This window comes from Arthrobacter sp. 01T425, assembly GCF_056398725.1.
On record NZ_JBFTPY010000007.1, the window covers coordinates 154,123 to 173,021 of the forward strand.

Here is an 18,899-nt window from a genome sequence, read left to right on the forward strand (position 1 = left end):
ACCATGGAAATGTTTGTCTCCGATCCGGAAACCGCCGAGCGCCGCAACGCCGCCAAGGGCAATACTGCCCGGGAGAAGGCCTGGGCGGTCGCTGCCACCGTGTGCGACCCCGAAATCCCGGTCCTCACCATCGCGGACCTCGGCATCCTGCGCGATGTCCAGGTCTCGACGGAACCAAGCACTGACGACGGCGGGATGGTTCCCGCCGTCCAGGTCATCATCACCCCGACGTACTCCGGCTGCCCCGCCATGGACGCCATCCGGGATGACCTCACCACGGCTTTCCACCGCGCGGGGTACCCGAGCGTCCGGGTCGAACTAGTCCTCTCGCCGGCCTGGACCACTGACTGGATGAGTGCCGACGGCAAGGCCAAGCTGGAACAGTACGGGATAGCCCCGCCGTCCGGCCGGGCGGCTGTTGACGGAAAAGCAGCCCGGCACGCCGGCCCGGTCCGGCTCTCGCTCGCCGTCAAATGCCCCCAGTGCTCATCTCTGAACACCAAAGAACTCACCCGCTTCGGTTCCACATCCTGCAAGGCCCTCTACGTGTGCCAGGACTGCAAGGAACCGTTCGACTACTTCAAAGTCTTGTAAGGAACAGGTGCTTCCATGAAGGTTGTCCGCCAGACCGCCGCGGAGTCGGCCGCAGCCACCGGCCGCCGTCGTGCGTCCTTCCACACCCTGACGGTGGACGAAGTCCGCCGTCTCACCGACGACGCCATCGAGGTGACGTTCGGGGTCCCGGCCGAGCTCGCCGGCCAGTTCGACTACCTGCCGGGCCAGTACGTCGCGTTGCGCACCACCCTGCCCGACGCCGACGGCCAGCCGCACGAGATCCGCCGCAGCTACTCGATCTGCGCCGAACCGCGCAGTTTCGCGGACGGCAGCAGCGAAATCCGCGTGGCCATCAAGAAAGACCTCGGCGGCCTGTTCTCCACGTGGGCCAATGCCGAACTCAAGGCCGGCGACGTCCTCGACGTCATGAGCCCCATGGGAGCCTTTGTCTCCAAGCACGGACGCGACGGCAAGTCCGTGGAACAGAATGTCATGAATTCCATGAACCATCCGGAAGAGTTGGCGGGGGAGCCCGGATCTTTCGTGGCGATTGCCGCCGGCTCCGGCATCACCCCGGTGATCGCCATCGCCCGCACCCTGCTGGCGGCCCACCCGGAAACCCGCTTCGACCTCGTCTACGCCAACAAGGCCGCGATGGACGTGATGTTCCTGGAAGAACTCGCGGACCTGAAGGACAGATACCCCGCCCGGCTGGCGCTGCACCACGTGCTCTCGCGTGAACAGCGGATCGCGCCGCTGCTCAGCGGCAGGATCGACGCCGAGAAGCTGCAGGCGCTGCTGGGCACAGCGATCCACGCCGACGACGTCGACGAATGGTTCCTCTGCGGCCCGTTCGAACTCGTCCAGCTCTGCCGGGACACCCTCGCCGCGCGCGGCGTCGCCCCGGAGCATGTCCGCTTCGAACTGTTCACTTCCGGCAAGCCGGAGCGCCCCGAGGGCAACATCGGCCGGCCCGTGGTCACGGACGAATCCAAGGAAACCTACAAGATCACGTTCAAGCTGGACGGGCTGCAGGGCGAAGTGGCCAGCCCCACCCATGCCCGCGAGTCCATCCTCAACGCCGCGCTCCGGGTCCGCCCCGATGTGCCGTTCGCCTGCGCCGGCGGCGTCTGCGGCACCTGCCGGGCCAAGGTGGTCAGCGGCAACGTCACCATGGACGAGAACTACGCCCTGGAGCAGGATGAACTCGACAAGGGCTACGTCCTGACCTGCCAGTCCCACCCCACCACACCGGAAGTCACGGTCGACTTCGACGTCTAAGGTTTTTCGACGTCCAGGCCTTTTCGAATCCAAGGAGCCCCATGATTTCCCTCTCCATTGCCGACGGCGTCGCCGAGGTCGTACTCGACGCCCCGCACAAGCTCAACTCCCTCGACGAGCAGGCGCTCGCGGATTTGTCCCGGGCGTACGACGACGCCGCTGACGCCGCCGGGCGCGGCGAGGTCCGGGCGCTGCTGCTCCGCGGCGAGGGCCGGGCCTTTTGCGCCGGCCGTGACATTGCCGGCGTTAAACCGGAGAGCGATGACGCGCAGGCCTACCTCGGCGGGCTCGTCCAGCCGCTGCTGAAGAAAATGAGCGCCTTCCCCGCGCCCACGTTCGCCGCCGCCCAGGGCGCCTGCCTGGGTGTGGGGCTGGGGCTGCTGCTGGCCACGGATGTGGTCTACGTGGCAGAGAATGCCAAGGTCGGCTCACCGTTCGCCAAGCTCGGCGCCACCCTCGATTCGGGCGGGCACTGGTATTTCACCGAGCGCCTCGGCATGCACAGGACCCTGGACCTGATCTACACCGCCGAGCTCATGAGCGGCGCCGACGCCGTGGCGCAGGGCCTGTTCAGCCGGGCCATGCCCGTGGCGGAACTGCTTGAGAATACCCGCGCCATCGTGGCCGACGTTGCCACCGGCGCCACGGGTGCGTTCCGGGCCAGCAAGGAGCTCGTCGCGCACATCCGGGACCAGCGGCTGGGGCTGTGGGAGGCCATGGAAGAGGAAAACGCAGAACAGGCACGGCTGTGCAAGAGCGAGGACTACGCCGAGGGTTTCCGGGCCTTCCAGGAGAAGCGCAGCCCGGTTTTCAAGGGCTGAGGGCCGGCCCGGTCGGGGTACCCGGAAACGCATTTCCCGGCTACTCGTCTTTGCTTCGAAGCATTCTCATTTCCGGAACCCGCTTGTAATGTTCGGTTATGACTCTGGGGAAATCTGTAAATAAGGCTGTCATACCCGCGGCGGGACTGGGAACCCGGTTCCTGCCGGCAACTAAGGCGATGCCAAAGGAAATGCTGCCCGTGGTCGACCAGCCGGCCATCCAGTACGTGGTGGAAGAAGCCGTCCGGGCCGGGCTGACGGATCTGCTCATGGTGACCGGGCGCCAGAAGCGGGCGCTGGAGGACCACTTTGACCGCGAGCCCTCGCTGGAGCACGCCCTCGAACTCAAGGGTGATTTCGACAGGCTGGAGGCCGTCCGCCACGCTTCCCGCCTGGGCCCGCTGCACTACGTGCGCCAGGGCGACCCCAAGGGGCTCGGTCATGCCGTCCTCTGCGCCCGCCAGCATGTCGGGTACGAACCGTTCGCCGTCCTGCTGGGCGATGACCTGATCGACGAGCGGGACGAGCTGCTGACCGCCATGATGGATGTCCAGGCCCGGACCGGCGGCTCGGTTGTGGCCCTGATCGAGGTGGATCCGGCGGAAATCAGTGCCTACGGCTGCGCCGACGTTTCGGTTGTGCCGGGCCAGGACCATGTGCGGGTCAACCGGCTCGTGGAGAAGCCTGCCGCCGCCGAGGCCCCGTCCAACCTGGCCGTGATCGGCCGGTACATCCTGCATCCGGAGATTTTCGATGTCCTGGAGGACACTCCGCCCGGCCGCGGCGGCGAAATCCAGCTGACCGACGCGCTGCAGACCCTTGCCGTGTCCGACTGCGAGGGCGGAGGCGTCTACGGGGTGGTCTTCCGGGGCCGCCGGTACGACACCGGAGACAAACTGAGCTACCTCAAGGCGGTCATCTCGATCGCAGCCGACCGGGTGGAATTCGGCGAAGAGCTCCGGGCCTGGATGAAAGCATTCGTCAGCTAGCGGGTGTCCAGGTCCTCGAACACCAGGAACGTCTGGGTGTCCAGGACTCCGGGCATGGACTGCAGCTGATCGAAGATCACCCGGCGAAGATCGATGTTGTCCACGGCGCGCACCAGCAGGATGACATCGAAGTCCCCGCCGACCAGAGCGATGTGATGGACCTCGGGGATCGCGCGCAGGAGTTCGCGCAACTCGCGCCAGGAATGCTGGCGCACTTTCAGCGTGACGTAGGCAGACGACTTCAACCCGGCTTTGATGGGATCCACCAGGGCGGTGAACTTGGTCAGGACGCCTTCGCCCGTGAGCCGGGCGATCCGGGTGTAGGCGTGGGCGCGGGAAATGTGGACGTTCTCGGCCACCTGTGTCACCGACATCCGGCCGTCTCGGGTCAGCTCCGCGATGATGTTCCGGTCCACATCGTCCAGCGGTACCGCCACCTGCTCTGATTCGAGCTCTGCCATTCGTCTACGACCCCCGCCGGTAATCCAGCTCACACTTACGATTTGTCTTCCAGACTAGGGCAAATTTGTGGACATCTCCACGATTCACGGGAGAGGTGGATACGAAACATCAGCTGGCGGCATACTGGGAAAGATTAGTGGCTACAGAAGGACGGACCAATGACGATCTCCGCAGACCACGCTGCGCAGCCAGCTGCGCAGCAGGCCGCGCAACAAGATCCAGCCGGTGATGCCGTGAGCAAGTTCGGTATCACCGTTGAGGACTACATGCTGCCCGCACGCCACCAGATCCAGATGGTGGGCCCGGACGGAACCCTGAATCCCCACACGGAACAGGGTACCCAGCCGGGGCACGAGTACAGCCTGCCCAGCGAGACCGAACTGATGGCCGCCTACGAGCAGCTCGTCATCGGCCGCCGCGTCAATGACCAGAACTCCGCGCTGGTCCGGCAGGGCCGCATGGCCGTCTACCCCTCGAGCCACGGCCAGGAGGCGTGCCAGGTTGCCGCCGCACTGTGCCTTGCCGAGGGTGACTGGCTGTTCCCCACCTACCGCGACTCCGTGGCCGTCATGGCCCGGGGCGTGGATCCGGTCCAGACGATGACGCTCTTCCGCGGCGACTGGCACGGCGGTTACGACCCCGCCAAGAACAAGGTCGGCATCCAGTGCACCCCGCTGACCACCCAGTTGCTGCACGGCGTCGGCGTTGCCCACGCCGCCAAGCTGCGCGGCGAGGACACCGTGGTCCTGGCCATGTGCGGCGACGGCGCCACGAGCGAAGGCGATTTCCACGAGGCCCTGAACTTCGCCGCCGTCTTCCACCTGCCAGTGGTCTTCTTCGTCCAGAACAACCAGTATGCGATCTCCGTGCCGCTGGCGCACCAGTCCGTTGCGCCCTCCCTGGCCCACAAGGCCGTGGGCTACGGCATGGCCGGCGAACGCGTGGACGGCAACGACATCGTGGCCCTGCTCGCCGTGCTCGGCCGGGCCGTCAAGCTCGCCCGGGAAGGTTCCGGCCCGCTGCTGGTGGAGGCGCACACCTACCGGATGCAGGCGCACACCAACGCCGATGACGCCACCCGCTACCGGCAGGACAGCGAGGTCGCCGAATGGGTGGCGAAGGACCCGCTGAGCCGGATGCAGACCTACCTGACGGACCGCGGCCTGCTGGACGACGACCGCGCCGCCGTGATCGCCGACAAGGCGGAGGCGGTAGCCACGCAGCTGCGCGAAGGCCTCAGCGAAGAGGTTCCGGTGGAACCGCAGGATCTCTTCAAGTACGTCTTCTCCACCCCCACACCACAGCTGAAAGAACAGTCCGCCATGCTCGCCGACGAACTGGCCCGGGACGCCGCATCCGCATCCACCTCAAGGGAGGCCGGGAAATGAGCCCCACCATCACCACGTCCTCCGAGGCGAACGGCAACGTCAGCGCCGCGACCGCCCGCGCCGCCGCCAAGGCTGCTGTTGCGGCCGAGCAGGCCGGCCCGCAGACCATCACCCTGGCCAAGGCCCTGAACACCGCGATGGCGGACGCCATGCACGCGGACCCCTCGGTCCTGGTCTTCGGCGAGGACGTCGGCATGCTCGGCGGCGTCTTTCGCATCACGGACGGGCTCACCAAGACCTTTGGCACGAGCCGCTGCTTCGACACCCCGCTGGCCGAATCCGGCATCGTCGGCATGGCCGTCGGCATGGCAATGAACGGCATGCGCCCGGTCATCGAAATGCAGTTCGACGCGTTCGCGTACCCGGCCTTCGAACAGATCGTCAGCCACGTCGCCAAGATGCACAACCGCACCAAGGGCGCCGTGAAGCTGCCCATGGTCATCCGGGTCCCTTACGCCGGCGGCATCGGGGGAGTGGAGCACCACTGCGACTCGTCCGAGGCCTACTACGCGCACACTGCCGGTCTGAAGGTCTTCACCCCGGCCACCGTGGCCGACGGCTACCGGATGCTTCGCGAAGCTATCGACTCCGATGACCCCGTCATGTTCATGGAGCCCAAGAAGCTGTACTGGTCCAAGGACCAGGTGGACCTGGACGCGCTGCGCGCCGAGCACGCCGCGAACACCGAGCGCGGCACGTCCTCCGAGGGCCGGGCCGCCGTCGCCCGCCCCGGCACCGACGCCACGCTGATCGCCTACGGCCCGTCCGTTCCGACGGCGCTCGCCGCAGCGGCCGCCGCCGCCGAGGAAGGCCGCTCGCTGGAAGTGATCGACGTCCGCTCGATCGTGCCGTTCGATGACGAGACCGTCTGCGCCTCGGTCCGCAAGACCGGCCGCGCCGTCGTGATCGCCGAGGCCCACGGCTTCGCGTCCGTGGCCTCGGAAATCGTCGCCCGGGTCCAGGAACGCTGCTTCCACCACCTGGCCGCGCCGATCCGCCGCGTCACCGGCTTCGACGTGCCCTACCCGGCGCCGAAGCTCGAGCACTACTACCTGCCCGGCGTGGACCGCATCCTCGACGCCGTTGACGACCTCCAGTGGGAAGACTGACCATGAGCGAACCGAAAGTATTCCTCCTGCCGGACCTGGGCGAAGGCCTCACCGAAGCCGAGCTCGTGAACTGGCTCGTGGCCGTGGGCGACGAGATCCGCGTGGACCAGCCGATCGCCGAGGTGGAGACCGCCAAGTCCATGGTGGAGGTGCCGTCGCCATACGCCGGCACCGTGGCCGTCCTGCACGGCGAACCCGGCCAGACGCTCGACGTCGGCAAGCCGCTGATCTCTGTTACTCCTGTCGGCGCTGCTGTTTCCGTCGCCGCTGGTGGGGCCGCCGCGGATGATGCCGCCCCCGCCCCTTCGCCGGACAGCATTCGTCCTGCGGACGATGCTGCCGGCTCCGGAAGGCCCGATGCCACTCCCGGGGCGGCATCATCCGCGCCGGCTGGTTTCGCTGCTGGCACACCGGCCGCCGCTCCTGTTTCTTCGCCTGCTGCTGTTGCGGCTGAGGCTTATCGCGAGGAGGAGAAGGCCGGGTCCGGCAATGTCCTGATCGGGTATGGGACTCCGGGCGGGCATGGGGTTGCCCGGCGGACCCGGGCTCCTAAGCGGGCTGCGGGGGCCGAGCCGGTTTCCGGGGTTTCGGCTGCCGAGGAGGCTGCCGATGACCTGGTGCTGCTGCGCACCCGGGTTCCCGGGAAACTGGGGGCCGTTATTTCTCCGCTGGTTCGCCGGATGGCGCGCGATCATGGGGTTGATTTGGGGGAACTCCAGGGCTCGGGGGCCAGCGGGCTCATCATGCGGCGCGATGTTGAGGCCGTCATCAAGCCGTCGCCGGTGGTTGAACGTCCGGCTGCTGCGGAGTCTGCCGCGCCGGCCGCGCCTGCCGCGGGTTCCGGCACCGACGCGCGCACCGGTCTGGGCATTTCCGGACGCACGGCGGTCCGGGGAGTGCGGAAGGCCGTCGCGGCAAACATGTCGCGCAGCCGCTCCGAGATCCCGGAAGCCACGGTGTGGGTGGACGTGGACGCCACTGCGCTGGTGGAGATGCGTGCCGCGCTGAAAAAGGCGGACCCGCACAACACCCCGGGCCTGCTGGCCTTCATCGCACGGTTTGTTACTGCCGGGCTCAAGAAGTTCCCGGAGCTCAACACCCGGATCGTGACCACGGAGGATGCCGCGGGTGGGGCGATGCAGGAGATTGTGGCCTTCGACGGCGTCAACCTCGGGTTCGCGGCACAGACCGACCGCGGACTGATGGTGCCGTCGGTGCGGAACGCGGACAAGCTCAGCGCCCGCGAACTGGACGCCGAAATCCGCCGCCTCACCGCCGTCGTGCGCGAGGGCAAAGCGACCCCGGCGGAACTGGGCAGCGGCACGTTCACGCTGAACAACTACGGCGTGTTCGGGGTTGACGGTTCCGCCGCGATCATCAACCACCCCGAGGTGGGGATCCTCGGCGTCGGGCGGATCATCGACAAGCCCTGGGTGGTCAACGGCGAGCTCGCCGTCCGCAAGGTCACCGAGCTGACGCTCACGTTCGACCACCGGGTGTGCGACGGCGGAGCGGCCGGCGGCTTCCTGCGCTACGTCGCGGACGCGATCGAGAACCCGGGGTCGGCACTCGCGGACATGTGAGGCTTAACCGGGGATCTGCATCCCGATTGAGGGGACAGGGGCCGCGCAATCACTCTTGTGCGGCCCCGGCGGCCCCTGCCGTCCCCTGCCGCGCCGAAAGCCACCGTGCCAGCCACGACGCCGGCAGGAGCAGCAGCCACGCGAACGGCGTGTAGGCCTTGAGGACGAACGCCGCGGGAATTGAGAGCAGGAAGACCAGCGCCACGGCAATCCGCGCATAAAAGATCCGGCGGTGGACGTGGGCGGCCATCTCGCGGTCCATGAGCCCCGCATGCTTCGCATAGCCCCAGATGGCCGCCAGCATCAAATAGACAGCGGCAATGTTGGCGGCGTACAGGACGCTCGGCCACGGGGTGGGGTCGTCCCCGTAGTCGCTGAGGATCGACGTCGGACCGGGCAGCATGGCGATGAAGAACAAGAGGGCAAGATTCAGCCAGGCCAGGTTCGCATTGAAGCGGCGGATGAGGGCAAAGTCGGAGTGGTGGGACATCCACGTCTTGGCGATGATGACAAAGGACAGGGCGTACGCCAGCAGCTGCGGCAGGGCAGCAACCAGGGCGTCGTCCACCTGGTCCGCGGGAATTCCTTCAGGCAGTTTCAGGTCCAGGGCCAGGAGGGTCAGGGCTATGGCGAAGACGGCATCGCTGAAGAACACCATCCGCTCCAGGGACGTGCCGGATTTCAACGGGAGCCACCCCCATTCGTTCGGTGGAGCACCTGGCTCATCGAGGGAAGTAGCCCACAGGCTACACCGCCGCGCGGGCCACGACGAGGGGTCCGGGCATACCCGCCACAGGGACCGGACGGGCATGCCCTGAAGGGAAATGCCAGCCAGCGCGGGTAGAATCGAGGCCTGTACAGCACCAACAACGCTGGACCAACAATGCCGGAAAAGCGTCGGAAATACGGAGATTCAATGTCACGATGGCTCGAGGTCGGTCCGGACAACTACGTACTGACAACTCAAGGTTCCCTGCTCAACACGGGTCTGGTGGTCGGCACCGAACGCGCCATGGTGATCGACACCGGCGGCGGGCCCCGGCAGGGCCGCGAGATCCTGGCTGCCGTTCGGGAAAAGACCGGGCTGCCGCTCGTCGTGGTCAACACGCACGCTCACTTTGACCACTTCTTCGGCAACGCAGTCTTCGCCAGTGAGGGCGTCACGGAGTTCTGGGCTCACGAGAACTGCGCCGCGGAAATCGAGGAGAACGGTGACGAGCAGCGCCGGCTGGTGGCCTCCGCGGAACCCGAAATGGCGGCCGGTCAGGGCTCCGACGCTGAGTTGGTGGTTCCCAACGCCATCGTGAAGGACCAGCCGGTCCTGGTGGATCTTGGCGGGCAGACCGCCACCTTGTTCTATCTGGGCCGCGGACACACCGACGGCGACCTCCTGGTCGGCACGGGAAGCACCCTCTTCGCCGGCGACCTCGTCGAACAGGGTTCCCACCCGTCCTTCGAGGACTCATTCCCGGAAGACTGGGCCGACGCCCTCCGGCACCTCTCCGCGCTGCGGCACCGCTACGAATTCCTGATTCCCGGCCACGGCGAACCGTGCTCGGACCAGTTCGTCAAGACCATGGCCAACACCATGACCACCGCGGTCCGGCAGGCGATCCAGGCCACCCGGGAAACCCCGGACGACGCCACCAAGGCCATCCCGATCCTGCCGTACGGCCCCGAACAGTCGCGCTGGTTCATCAAGCGCCTGCAGGACACGCGGGCCCACCGCTAGGGCCGGGAAATTGGCGGTAATGGTAAGTGTGCTCATTACTGCCCCTAGACTTGTTCCTTGAACGATGTCAATCGAGCACTGCAGCGGTCTGCGCTGTGATCCCTGGGGGGAACGAACATGCCAGAACCGGTCGAAAACAAGACCGCCAACGCCCTCGCTGAAGCTGAAACAGCTGAAGAGCAGGCCCAACTCCCGCGTCGGAGAGACCGCCGCCGCGGCGACGACTCCGACGCCTGGACAGGAACCATGCCCATCATTTCGAGCAACCAGGCCGAACAGCGCCCAACAGCCCCCAGCAGTTCCTGGGCGGAGGCCGCCGCTGCCGCTGACGCGCCGGCGCGCCCGCAGCCTGCCAAACCGTCCAAGGATCCCGTGCTGAAGCCGCCTGCCCCCGAGGCCGCACCTGCCGTGCCCGCCCAGCCCACCCGTTCCACCCGTTCGGCCAGCAAAGCCGCGGCCCTGGCCGATGCCCCGCTGCCCGACTTCATCAGCTCACCGGGTCTTTTTGTCCGCGAGCAGAAGCCCCGGCCCGTCGGCGGTTTCCGCGGTGCCCTCTACAACCTGACCGGCGGCGGCCTGAACCTTGGCCCGAGCGCCAGGCAGCGTGAGGAAGACGAACTGGCCCGGCGCATCTCCCGGCAGCTCCAGGGCAGCTACAACACGGCCGTCCTGAGCCTCAAGGGTGGCATCGGGAAGACCTCCACGACGGTCGGCGTCGGACTGACCCTGGCCGAGTTCCGCGGCGATCCTCCGTGCGCCATCGACGCCAACCCCGATTCCGGCGATCTCGTCGAGCGCGCCCTCGGCGAGGGGATCTACCAGCAGCAGAGCCCGCGCACCATCACGGACCTGCTCAGGAACATCGAGTCAGTCGATTCCCTCACCGCCCTGGCCCGCTACATGCACCACGCCGGCAGGCTCCACCTCATTGCCGGCGAGCAGGACCCCGAGGTCTCAGATTCGCTGACGGCCGAGGAATACCTGCGGATCCGCAAGCTCATCTCCGCCTACTACTCCGTGGCGCTGATCGACTGCGGCACGGGCGTGACCCACAATGCCATGAGCGGCATCCTGCAGTCGGCGGACAACCTGATCATCGCGGCCGGCTATGCCGTCAGCGGCGCCAAGCGGGCCCGCAGCACGCTTCACTGGCTGGCCAGCCACGGCTACGAAGACCTGGCCCGCAACGCCGTCGTGGTCATCACCGACAAGGACGAGGTGTCCACCCGGGTGGACAAGGACGCCATCGAAGAACACCTGTCCGGCATCTGCCGCCAGTTGATCGCGGTTCCGCACGACCGCGGAGTGGCCGACGGCGACCTCGTCACCCTTGATGTGCTTCGCCCCGAAACGCGGCGCGCGTACCGGGAGATCGCCGCGGCAATCGTCGACGGATACGTCTAAGCGCGACCCGTGCCGACCTCCGCGGTACATTTGAGCATGGCCAACAACTCACTCGGGGTCGACGCCGCCCGCCACCTCCAGGACCTGCTTTTGGGGACCGACAACGTCGAGGACTTCCTGGGCCGCCTTGCGGAGTTCTCGGCCGCCACGCTGAGCCGCACGACCGGCGCCGAGATTGAGTGCGGCGTGACCCTGCAGCGCCGCAAGCGCACCATGACGGTCGCGGGCAGCAGCCCGCGGGCGGTCACCCTGGACCGCATCGAACAGACCCTCGGCGACGGCCCCTGCATCGAGGCGCTGCGGACCAGGTCCGTGGTCCTGCTGGCGGATGTCGACGCCGATCCCCGCTGGCCCGACTACCAGCGGCAACTTGCCGCCAACGGGTGCCGCAGCACGCTGGGCGTTCCGCTGGAAATCGGCGACGACGCCGCCGCGGCCCTGAACTTCTTCGGGGCGGACACCGGGCTGTTCACGGACGACATCATAGCGGAGGCGGCCGGATTCGCCGACCTCGCCGGCCGCGCCCTCCGGCTGGCCGTGCGGCTCGGAACCTTCCAATCCCGGGCCGAAGATCTCCAGGCGGCCATGGAACACCGCACTTCCATTGATCTGGCGTGCGGCGTGATCATGGCCCAGAACCGCTGCTCCCAGGACCAGGCCATGGCCATCCTCACCAGGGTCTCCAGCAACCGGAACCAAAAGCTCCGGGAAGTCGCCGAGGACGTGCTCCGGCACCTCACCAGCGAGGAAGTCCGCACCCACTTCGACGCTTAGGGCAGGGACGGCCGCGGCGGGTGCCTAGGATGAAGGGGATGACCACCACACGCCTCGCGCCCTTCAGCCTCCGCAGCATCGCCGTTCCCGCGTTCGGGCCGGCCCTCATGTTCAGCCTGGGGGAGGGCGCGATCCTGCCCGTGGTCGCCCTGTCCGCCCGTGATCTTGGCGCCTCCGTGGCCGGGGCCGCGCTGATTGTGACGCTGATCGGCCTCGGATCGTGGTTCTTCAACCTGCCGGCGTCACTGATCACCCTGAGATTCGGGGAACGCTGGGCGATTGTGGGGGCCGCGGCCGCCAGCGCGTTCGCCCTCGCCGCGGCGGCGGTCGCTCCGCTGTTTTCCGGCGGTCTCTGGGTGCTGGCGGCGGCTATGGTGGTGGTCGGCATGGCCGCCAGCGTATTCAGCCTGGCCCGGCAGAAATACCTGACCGAGGCCGTGCCGGTCATGCTCCGGGCCCGGGCCCTGTCCACCCTCGGCGGCGTCAACCGGATCGGGATCTTCATCGGCCCGTTCGTTGGCGCCGCCGTGATGCAGTTTGCCGGCATCAGCGGGGCCTACTGGGCCGGCGTCGTGGCGATGGCCGCCGCGGCGGCCGTGTCGGTCACCATCCCCGACCTCGTGGCGAAGCCGCAACCGGCCGACGGCGTTCCGGTGCAACAGCCCACCTTGCGCAGCGTCGCCGTTTCCCACGCCGGCGTCTTCCTGAGCGTGGGGGCCGGGGTGCTGCTGCTGAGCGGGCTGCGCGCCTCGCGCCAGGTGGTCATCCCGCTGTGGGCCGATCATCTGCGCCTGGACCCCACCCAGGCCTCGCTGATCTACGGGATCTCCGGGGCGATCGACATGCTGGTGTTCTATCCGGCGGGAAAGCTGATGGACCGCAAGGGCCGGCAATGGGTGGCCGTGCCGTCCACACTGATCATGGGGACGGCCATGGTGCTGATTCCGCTCAGCACGGGCTTCGTCTCGCTCATGCTGGCGGCACTCCTGATCGGCTTCGGCAACGGGATCAGCTCGGGCCTGAACATGACGCTCGGGGCCGACTTCTCGCCGGACAACGGCCGCGGCCAGTTCCTCGGCATCTGGCGCTTCATGGCCGACGCCGGCGCGACCGGCGGCCCCGTGTTGCTCTCCGCCGTCACCGCCGCCGTGTCCCTCGGGGCCGGCGTGGCCGCGACCGGTGTGATCGGCTTCGCCGCCGCGGCCGTGTTCGCCGTGACCATTCCCCGGCTCAAGCACCGCCGGAACTACTGACCGGCCGGGCATTGGTGCGCCCAAGCAGGCAGTGATTAACAGGTAGCGACTACTCGGGCGACGCCTGCGTGGGCTCAGTAAGGTCGGGGAAGCGCGCCGGTGCATCGAGACCGGCCCTTCGTGGGGCGGCACGAGTGCCGCAGTCAGGGTCCGCCCGTGATTATTTTCAGCGCATGGTCTCCGCCCGGAGGGGTGATGCGTTTCGACGCAAAAAAATGAGGAGATGCTCATGTTAGGAAAAAAGTCCCGCTGGTTCGCGCCTCTCGCCGCAACAGCGGCGGTGCTTCTTGCCGCTTCGCCCGCGAGTGCAGTCACCACGCCGGATGTTGTCATTCCTGCCGCGGATTCGTGTGGCGGTTTTGATCTTGGCCTCACGGCCACGGGCGGCAGGATCAAGGAGATCCAGTTCAGCAACGGCAATCTCTACAGGGTGGGCACTGGAGTCGTCCTCACCTGGTCCAACCAGGGCCTCAACGGTTCTGGGAGCAACGGGAAGACGTACACGGTGAAAACCTCCGGCTCCGTGGCCAGGTATGTCAAGAACCCGGGCGGAGAGTCCTATACGCTCACCCTCACCGGCCACAACGGGTTTGTCTTCTTCTCGACGGACGCCGGAGGTCCCGGGGCCTTCCAGTACACCGGACGGGTGGTGCTCACCGTTGACAATCCGGTTGGCAATAACGTGAAATCCGTGGACGCCAGCGCAGGCAAAGCCGTGGACATCTGCGCACGCCTCAAGTAGCTATCGCAGGATCTGCTTAGGCCCGGGCGCGCTGTTGTTCCCGGGCCTACGTGCGCCGCGCTAGCGTTCCTGGTGCAGGGGCCTGTCCCGCCGTCGTGGGTCCGGCTGCAGGGCGGCCAGGCCGAACAGCCACACGCCGGCCACCGTTGCGAGGTAGCCGGCAATGACGATCAGGGACGTGCCGGCCCAAAAGTAGCTGGTGGTGCTGACCTCCTGGCCGCCCGGGCCAATGCTCAGCAAGGCGACGGCCGCCACCCCGGCCGCGGCGAGACCGGTGAGGACGGGAAGCGCCACCCATACCCTGGCCGAGGCCCAGTGTTCGTTGTAGCCGTTCCAGACGTTCCAGCCCGGGCCCCGGCGGATGATCAGCCAGCCGGCCGGGATCATGAAAGCCCCGACCACCAGGAAGGCCGCCATCACATCGGCGGGCCGGTGCCACTGGTTGATCAGCGTGGACACGCCCGTGGCGACGGCGAAGCTGCCGCCCAGATAGCCGGCCAGCGGCCGCCAGCGCGGCGAAACCATGAGGAACACGGCGGCGGCGGCCGAGGCCGCCATGGTGGTGTGGCCCGAGGGCAGCGAATTCAGCTCCAGCGTCTCAACCCCGCGGTACGGCCGGACCGGAAGCCAGTCCTTCAGGATCTGGGTGGCAAGGTTGGCGCCCACACACGCCGCAATCGCAATCACCGCCGCAGACCAGCGGCGCCGCAGGATGGTGACGAACACGACCACAACCGACGCGATCACCACGGAGAGCGCCGGCAGCCAGTCCAACAGCTTGGTGGCGGCCTTGCCCGCGGTCCCGCTGAGCGCCACGGCTTCCACGAGGGCCGATTCGTCAATGAACTGGCCCGTGGTGGTACGGACAAAGAAGACATAGGTGACGGCCAGCGCAGCGATGCAGGCAACCGTGGCCAGCACGAACAAGGCTGCCGTGGCCTTGCCGGGGGACCACCGCGCCTGCGGATCCGGTGTTGTGCGGTCCCGCGTGCTGCGCTCTGGCGTCTCGGGCGCACTCGCCGGGAGGACTTGTGTTTCCGCAACCTGTGTTTCCTGGGCCTCTGTTTCATAGACCGGGGCAGACGGGTCCCAAGGGGTGCGTTCCTGCCGAAAAGTCATGCCATTAAGAGTCCCATAGAACCCTGCGCGCCAGCTGAAGGGCCGGCGCGCGGCGCGGAGGGTAGTGCCCGTCAATTAACGAGTACTCACTACTGGTGCGCCGCCGGGCCGGGATTTGTAGAGTCGGGTGTGTGCTGCCGCGGCTTGTCCCCGGCACGGCGCTCCTTGAGCGGGGCCGGCGGAGACGAGTTTCCTGGACCAGGGACTCACCCCCAGTCGACGCCGGCCCAATCAAGGATCCATGCCGGGTTCCCGGTGCCGCGTTCTTGTGCCCCGCGTCTGAGACCGATGTCCGGGAAAGCTCCGCTGTACATTCCTCCCAGTGCATTCCCCGCAGTGCATTCCCAGTACAGTGGCTCCATGCCTGCCCTCCCCATGGACCCTCCGGAACATCCCGCGGCGCCCCTGCCCGGCCTCGACGAACTCCTGGCCGGCGCCCATGTTGTGAGCCTGCCGATGCGCGTGAAATTCCGGGGCATCCTGCAGCGGGAGGCCCTGCTGCTCCGCGGGCCGCTGGGTTGGGGCGAATTCTGTCCCTTTCCCGAGTACGGCGACCCCGAGGCCTCCCGCTGGCTTACGGCCGCCGTCGAGGCCGGCTGGGAAGGGTTCCCCGCGCCGCTGCGGGACAGCATCCCGGTCAACGCCACGGTTCCTGCCGTGCCGGTGCACCGGGTGCCCGAGATCCTGGCCCGCTTTGGCCGGGTGGACGCGGTCAAAGTCAAGGTCGCGGAGCGCGGCCAGAGCCTGGACGACGACGCCGCCCGGGTGGCGGCCGTCCGGGCGGCGCTGCCGGACGCCGCGATCCGGGTGGACGCGAACGGCGGCTGGGACGTGCCGGAGGCCGTCGCGGCACTGACCCGTCTCGCCGCCGTCGGGCTCGAATATGCAGAACAGCCCGTGCCCGAGATCGCAGGCCTCGCCGAGGTCAGGCGGCAGCTCCGGGCCGCCGGCGTCCCCGTGCTGATCGCCGCGGATGAGAGCGTGCGCAAGGAGGACGACCCCCTCAAAGTGGCGCGGGCCGGCGCCGCGGACCTGATCGTGGTCAAGGTGGCCCCGCTCGGGGGAGTGCGGCGCGCCCTGCGGATCGTGGCGCAGGCCGGGCTGCCCGCCGTCGTGAGTTCGGCGCTGGACACCTCGGTGGGGATCCGGGCCGGACTGGCCCTGGCCGCCGCCCTGCCCGAGCTGCCGTATGCCTGCGGCCTGGGCACGGTGTCCCTGCTCGCCGCCGATGTCACTCACGATCCGCTGGTACCCGACGACGGCGCGATCGCCCTGCGCGACGTCCGCCCGGCACCCGAGCTGATGGCCGAACACGCCGCCCCGCCGGAACGCCGGGACTGGTGGCTGGACCGGCTGCGGCGGGTGCATGCCGTACTGGCCGCATCGACTGCTCCGTAACGGCCCTTCAGGACCTCGAAAATGGCGATTACGGAGCAACCGATGGGTTCGGCGGCACGGCGAAGCATTCACCGGGACTTCATCTGACAGACGCCTCTCGGTAGCCAGCGGCTGGAAGGGTGGGCGCGACCGCAACTCACCCCATGGAAGGTCTCTCCATGTCTGTCACCTCCGGACGCAAATTTTCCCTGCTCCCCATGCTCGGCCACACCAAAGGCAAGCGAAGCCCTGTCACCTGTGCGCTGAAGTGCGACAACGCCTGCTCGGGCGAGGTCTGCAACACCAGCACCAACAGCTACTTCCGGGACATCGCCTCCGCCACCATGTCCCGCCGCGCCGCGCTGGGCTTCGGCGCCGCCGGCGCGCTCGCCGTCGTCCTCGGCAACGCCGTGACGTCCGCCGATACGGCAGTGGCCGAGGGCGGTCCGGGCCTCGCCGCTGCCGCCAAGGACGGGTTTGGAAAATCCAAGCTGCAGTTCACCGCCATCGCTCCGGTGGACGCCGCCGTGGATCAGTTCACCGTCCCGGCCGGGTTCACCTGGCAGCCGGTCATCCGCTGGGGCGACCCGCTCTTCAACGACTCGCCGGCCTTCGACCTGGACCACCAGAGCGCGGCGGCGCAGGCCCGCCAGTTCGGCTACAACAACGACTACACCGACATCCTGCCGATCGATAGCTCCAAGGACCGCCGGGCCGTGCTCTTCACCAACCATGAATACACCAACGAGTCCATCATGCTGCCGGCCGGATTCGACGCCGCCGAGGCCCGCGCGATCGGCCGTGCGGCCCACGGCCTCACGGTGGTCGAGTTGGAGCGTGCGAACAAGAACAAGCCCTGGAGCTACGTCCGGGGCGCCGGGCTGAACCGCCGTTTCCTGACCGACACCACCTACGAGCTCGACGGCCCCGCCGCCGGGTCCCCGCTGCTGAAGACCGCCGCCGATCCCTCCGGCCGGGCCATCCAGGGCACCCTGGGCAACTGCTCCGGCGGCACCACCCCGTGGGGCACGATCCTCTCCGGCGAGGAAAATTTCAACGGCTACTTCGCCGCGCCCGGAACCTCCGACGCCGACAAGCGCTACGGCCTGACCAGCAAGCCCACCGCCCGCCAGTGGGAACTCGATGACCCGCGCTTCGACACCCGCAACCCCGGATATCAGAACGAGGCCAACCGCTTCGGCTGGATCGTGGAAGTGGATCCCTTCGATCCCTCCTCCACGCCCCGCAAGCACTCCGCGATGGGCCGCTTCAAGCACGAGGGCGCCAACGTGATCGTCGCCAAGTCCGGTCACGTGGTGGCCTATATGGGCGACGACGAGCGCTTCGACTACCTGTACAAGTTCGTTTCGGCCGGCACCTACCGGCCCGGAAAGACGGCGGAGGACCGCAGGAACAACCTCACGCTGCTCTCGGAAGGCGACCTGTACGTCGCGAAGTTCACGGGCAATTCCCCTGCCGACGGGTTCGACGGCGCGGGCAAGCTTCCGGCCGACGGCGCCTTCGACGGCGCCGGTGTTTGGCTGCCCCTCGTGGTGGGCGGACAGTCCAAGGTGGCCGGGATGTCCGTGGAAGAGGTACTGGTGTACACCCGCCTCGCCGCCGACAAGGTGGGCCCCACCAAGATGGACCGCTGCGAGGACGTGCAGCCCAGCCCGCACACCGGCAAGGTCTACGTGGTCTGCACCAACAACGCGGACCGCGGCAAGCCCGGCAAGGAAGGGGCCACCGAGGTCAACCCCCGTACCCTCAACCGCGACGGCCACATCGTCGAAATCACCGAGACCGGGGACCAGAGCTCCACAAAGTTTGGCTGGAACCTGCTGATGGTCTGTGGCGATCCGGCCAAGAACTCCGCCACCTACTTCGCCGGGTTCCCTGCCAGCCAGGTCTCACCGATCTCCTGCCCGGACAACGTGGCCTTCGATTCCGTGGGCAACCTCTGGATCTCCACCGACGGCGCGCCCTCCAGCATCGGCTACGCCGACGGGCTCTTCAAGGTGACCCTGGACGGTGCCGAACGCGGCAGGGTGGAACAGTTCCTCGCCGTCCCGCGCGACGCCGAGACCTGCGGCCCGGTCATCCACGACGAGGAGCGAACCGTCTTCGTTGCCGTTCAGCACCCGGGCGAGGAAGGCACCTTCGCCGAACAGCACTCGTACTTCCCTGACTACGTCGCGGCCGGCGCGACACCGAAGCCCGGCCAGGTGCGCGCCCCGCGTCCGTCCGTGGTCCAGGTGTTCCGCACCGGCGGCTAGCTTCCTGCCGCCACGCTCCCTCACGTTTGGCAGG

At 67.8% G+C, this 18,899-nt stretch carries 17 protein-coding genes; 14 read left to right on the forward strand and 3 right to left on the reverse strand.

Annotation, left to right across the window (positions count from 1 at the left end):
- Positions 1-9 precede the first annotated feature (9 nt).
- From paaD to galU, 4 genes are all read left to right on the forward strand, one after another.
- A complete protein-coding gene (gene paaD / locus AC1DNG_RS10370) occupies positions 10-594 on the forward strand; it encodes a 1,2-phenylacetyl-CoA epoxidase subunit PaaD (protein ID WP_476859407.1) in 585 nt (194 codons plus the stop codon).
- Positions 595-609: 15 nt separating this feature from the next.
- Complete coding sequence (gene paaE / locus AC1DNG_RS10375) at positions 610-1,836, forward strand: 1,2-phenylacetyl-CoA epoxidase subunit PaaE (RefSeq protein WP_476870389.1); 1,227 nt, start codon at positions 610-612, stop codon at positions 1,834-1,836.
- A gap of 41 nt (positions 1,837-1,877) precedes the next feature.
- Complete coding sequence (locus AC1DNG_RS10380; protein ID WP_476855590.1) at positions 1,878-2,657, forward strand: enoyl-CoA hydratase/isomerase family protein; 780 nt, start codon at positions 1,878-1,880, stop codon at positions 2,655-2,657.
- Between the two features lie 98 nt (positions 2,658-2,755).
- Positions 2,756-3,646 carry a UTP--glucose-1-phosphate uridylyltransferase GalU gene (gene galU, locus AC1DNG_RS10385; protein WP_476855591.1) on the forward strand — a complete coding sequence of 297 codons (891 nt, stop codon included), beginning with the start codon at positions 2,756-2,758 and terminating at the stop codon, positions 3,644-3,646.
- On the opposite strand, the gene AC1DNG_RS10390 is transcribed toward galU, so the two are convergent.
- Positions 3,643-4,107 carry an Lrp/AsnC family transcriptional regulator gene (locus AC1DNG_RS10390; RefSeq protein WP_026537452.1) on the reverse strand — a complete coding sequence of 155 codons (465 nt, stop codon included), beginning with the start codon at positions 4,105-4,107 and terminating at the stop codon, positions 3,643-3,645. The two genes, galU and AC1DNG_RS10390, sit on opposite strands and share 4 nt — an antisense overlap.
- A gap of 159 nt (positions 4,108-4,266) precedes the next feature.
- Between AC1DNG_RS10390 and pdhA the strand changes: the two genes are divergently transcribed.
- The 3 genes from pdhA to AC1DNG_RS10405 are packed head-to-tail and all read left to right on the forward strand — an operon-like array spanning position 4,267 to position 8,188.
- Positions 4,267-5,496, forward strand: a complete 1,230-nt coding sequence (gene pdhA, locus AC1DNG_RS10395; protein ID WP_476887298.1) for a pyruvate dehydrogenase (acetyl-transferring) E1 component subunit alpha — start codon at positions 4,267-4,269, stop codon at positions 5,494-5,496.
- Positions 5,493-6,605 (forward strand): alpha-ketoacid dehydrogenase subunit beta, encoded by a 1,113-nt coding sequence (locus tag AC1DNG_RS10400; RefSeq protein ID WP_018775128.1) that lies wholly within the window; start codon positions 5,493-5,495, stop codon positions 6,603-6,605. Before pdhA ends, AC1DNG_RS10400 begins: the two co-directional genes overlap by 4 nt.
- A 2-nt stretch (positions 6,606-6,607) precedes the next feature.
- Positions 6,608-8,188, forward strand: coding sequence for a dihydrolipoamide acetyltransferase family protein (locus AC1DNG_RS10405; RefSeq protein ID WP_476887299.1), 1,581 nt, complete (start codon positions 6,608-6,610; stop codon positions 8,186-8,188).
- Between the two features lie 49 nt (positions 8,189-8,237).
- On the opposite strand, the gene AC1DNG_RS10410 is transcribed toward AC1DNG_RS10405, so the two are convergent.
- The gene (locus AC1DNG_RS10410; protein WP_476872928.1) at positions 8,238-8,873 is read right to left on the reverse strand and encodes a TMEM175 family protein; all 636 of its coding nucleotides are present in this window, start codon (positions 8,871-8,873) and stop codon (positions 8,238-8,240) included.
- A 231-nt stretch (positions 8,874-9,104) separates the two neighbouring features.
- On the opposite strand from AC1DNG_RS10410, the gene AC1DNG_RS10415 reads away from it, so the two are divergent.
- The 5 genes from AC1DNG_RS10415 (at position 9,105) to AC1DNG_RS10435 (ending at position 14,093) form a co-directional block, all read left to right on the forward strand.
- Positions 9,105-9,920, forward strand: coding sequence for an MBL fold metallo-hydrolase (locus tag AC1DNG_RS10415; RefSeq protein WP_476887300.1), 816 nt, complete (start codon positions 9,105-9,107; stop codon positions 9,918-9,920).
- Positions 9,921-10,037: 117 nt separating this feature from the next.
- Positions 10,038-11,324: a MinD/ParA family ATP-binding protein gene (locus tag AC1DNG_RS10420; RefSeq protein ID WP_459385496.1), complete on the forward strand. Its 1,287-nt coding sequence runs from the start codon at positions 10,038-10,040 to the stop codon at positions 11,322-11,324.
- 36 nt (positions 11,325-11,360) lie between these two features.
- Entirely contained in the window at positions 11,361-12,098 is a 738-nt protein-coding gene (locus AC1DNG_RS10425) for a GAF and ANTAR domain-containing protein (RefSeq protein WP_476855599.1), read from the forward strand.
- Positions 12,099-12,136: 38 nt separating this feature from the next.
- The gene (locus tag AC1DNG_RS10430; protein ID WP_476887301.1) at positions 12,137-13,351 is read left to right on the forward strand and encodes an MFS transporter; all 1,215 of its coding nucleotides are present in this window, start codon (positions 12,137-12,139) and stop codon (positions 13,349-13,351) included.
- Between the two features lie 229 nt (positions 13,352-13,580).
- Positions 13,581-14,093 (forward strand): hypothetical protein, encoded by a 513-nt coding sequence (locus tag AC1DNG_RS10435; RefSeq protein WP_476887302.1) that lies wholly within the window; start codon positions 13,581-13,583, stop codon positions 14,091-14,093.
- Between the two features lie 60 nt (positions 14,094-14,153).
- Here the strand turns inward: AC1DNG_RS10435 and AC1DNG_RS10440 are convergent, their stop codons facing one another.
- Positions 14,154-15,212, reverse strand: a complete 1,059-nt coding sequence (locus AC1DNG_RS10440; protein WP_476887303.1) for a phosphatase PAP2 family protein — start codon at positions 15,210-15,212, stop codon at positions 14,154-14,156.
- Between the two features lie 360 nt (positions 15,213-15,572).
- On the opposite strand from AC1DNG_RS10440, the gene AC1DNG_RS10445 reads away from it, so the two are divergent.
- A complete protein-coding gene (locus AC1DNG_RS10445) occupies positions 15,573-16,610 on the forward strand; it encodes an o-succinylbenzoate synthase (protein WP_476887304.1) in 1,038 nt (345 codons plus the stop codon).
- A gap of 158 nt (positions 16,611-16,768) precedes the next feature.
- On the forward strand, positions 16,769-18,865 hold the full coding sequence (locus tag AC1DNG_RS10450; protein ID WP_476887305.1) for a PhoX family protein: 2,097 nt from the start codon (positions 16,769-16,771) through the stop codon (positions 18,863-18,865).
- Positions 18,866-18,899 lie beyond the last annotated feature (34 nt).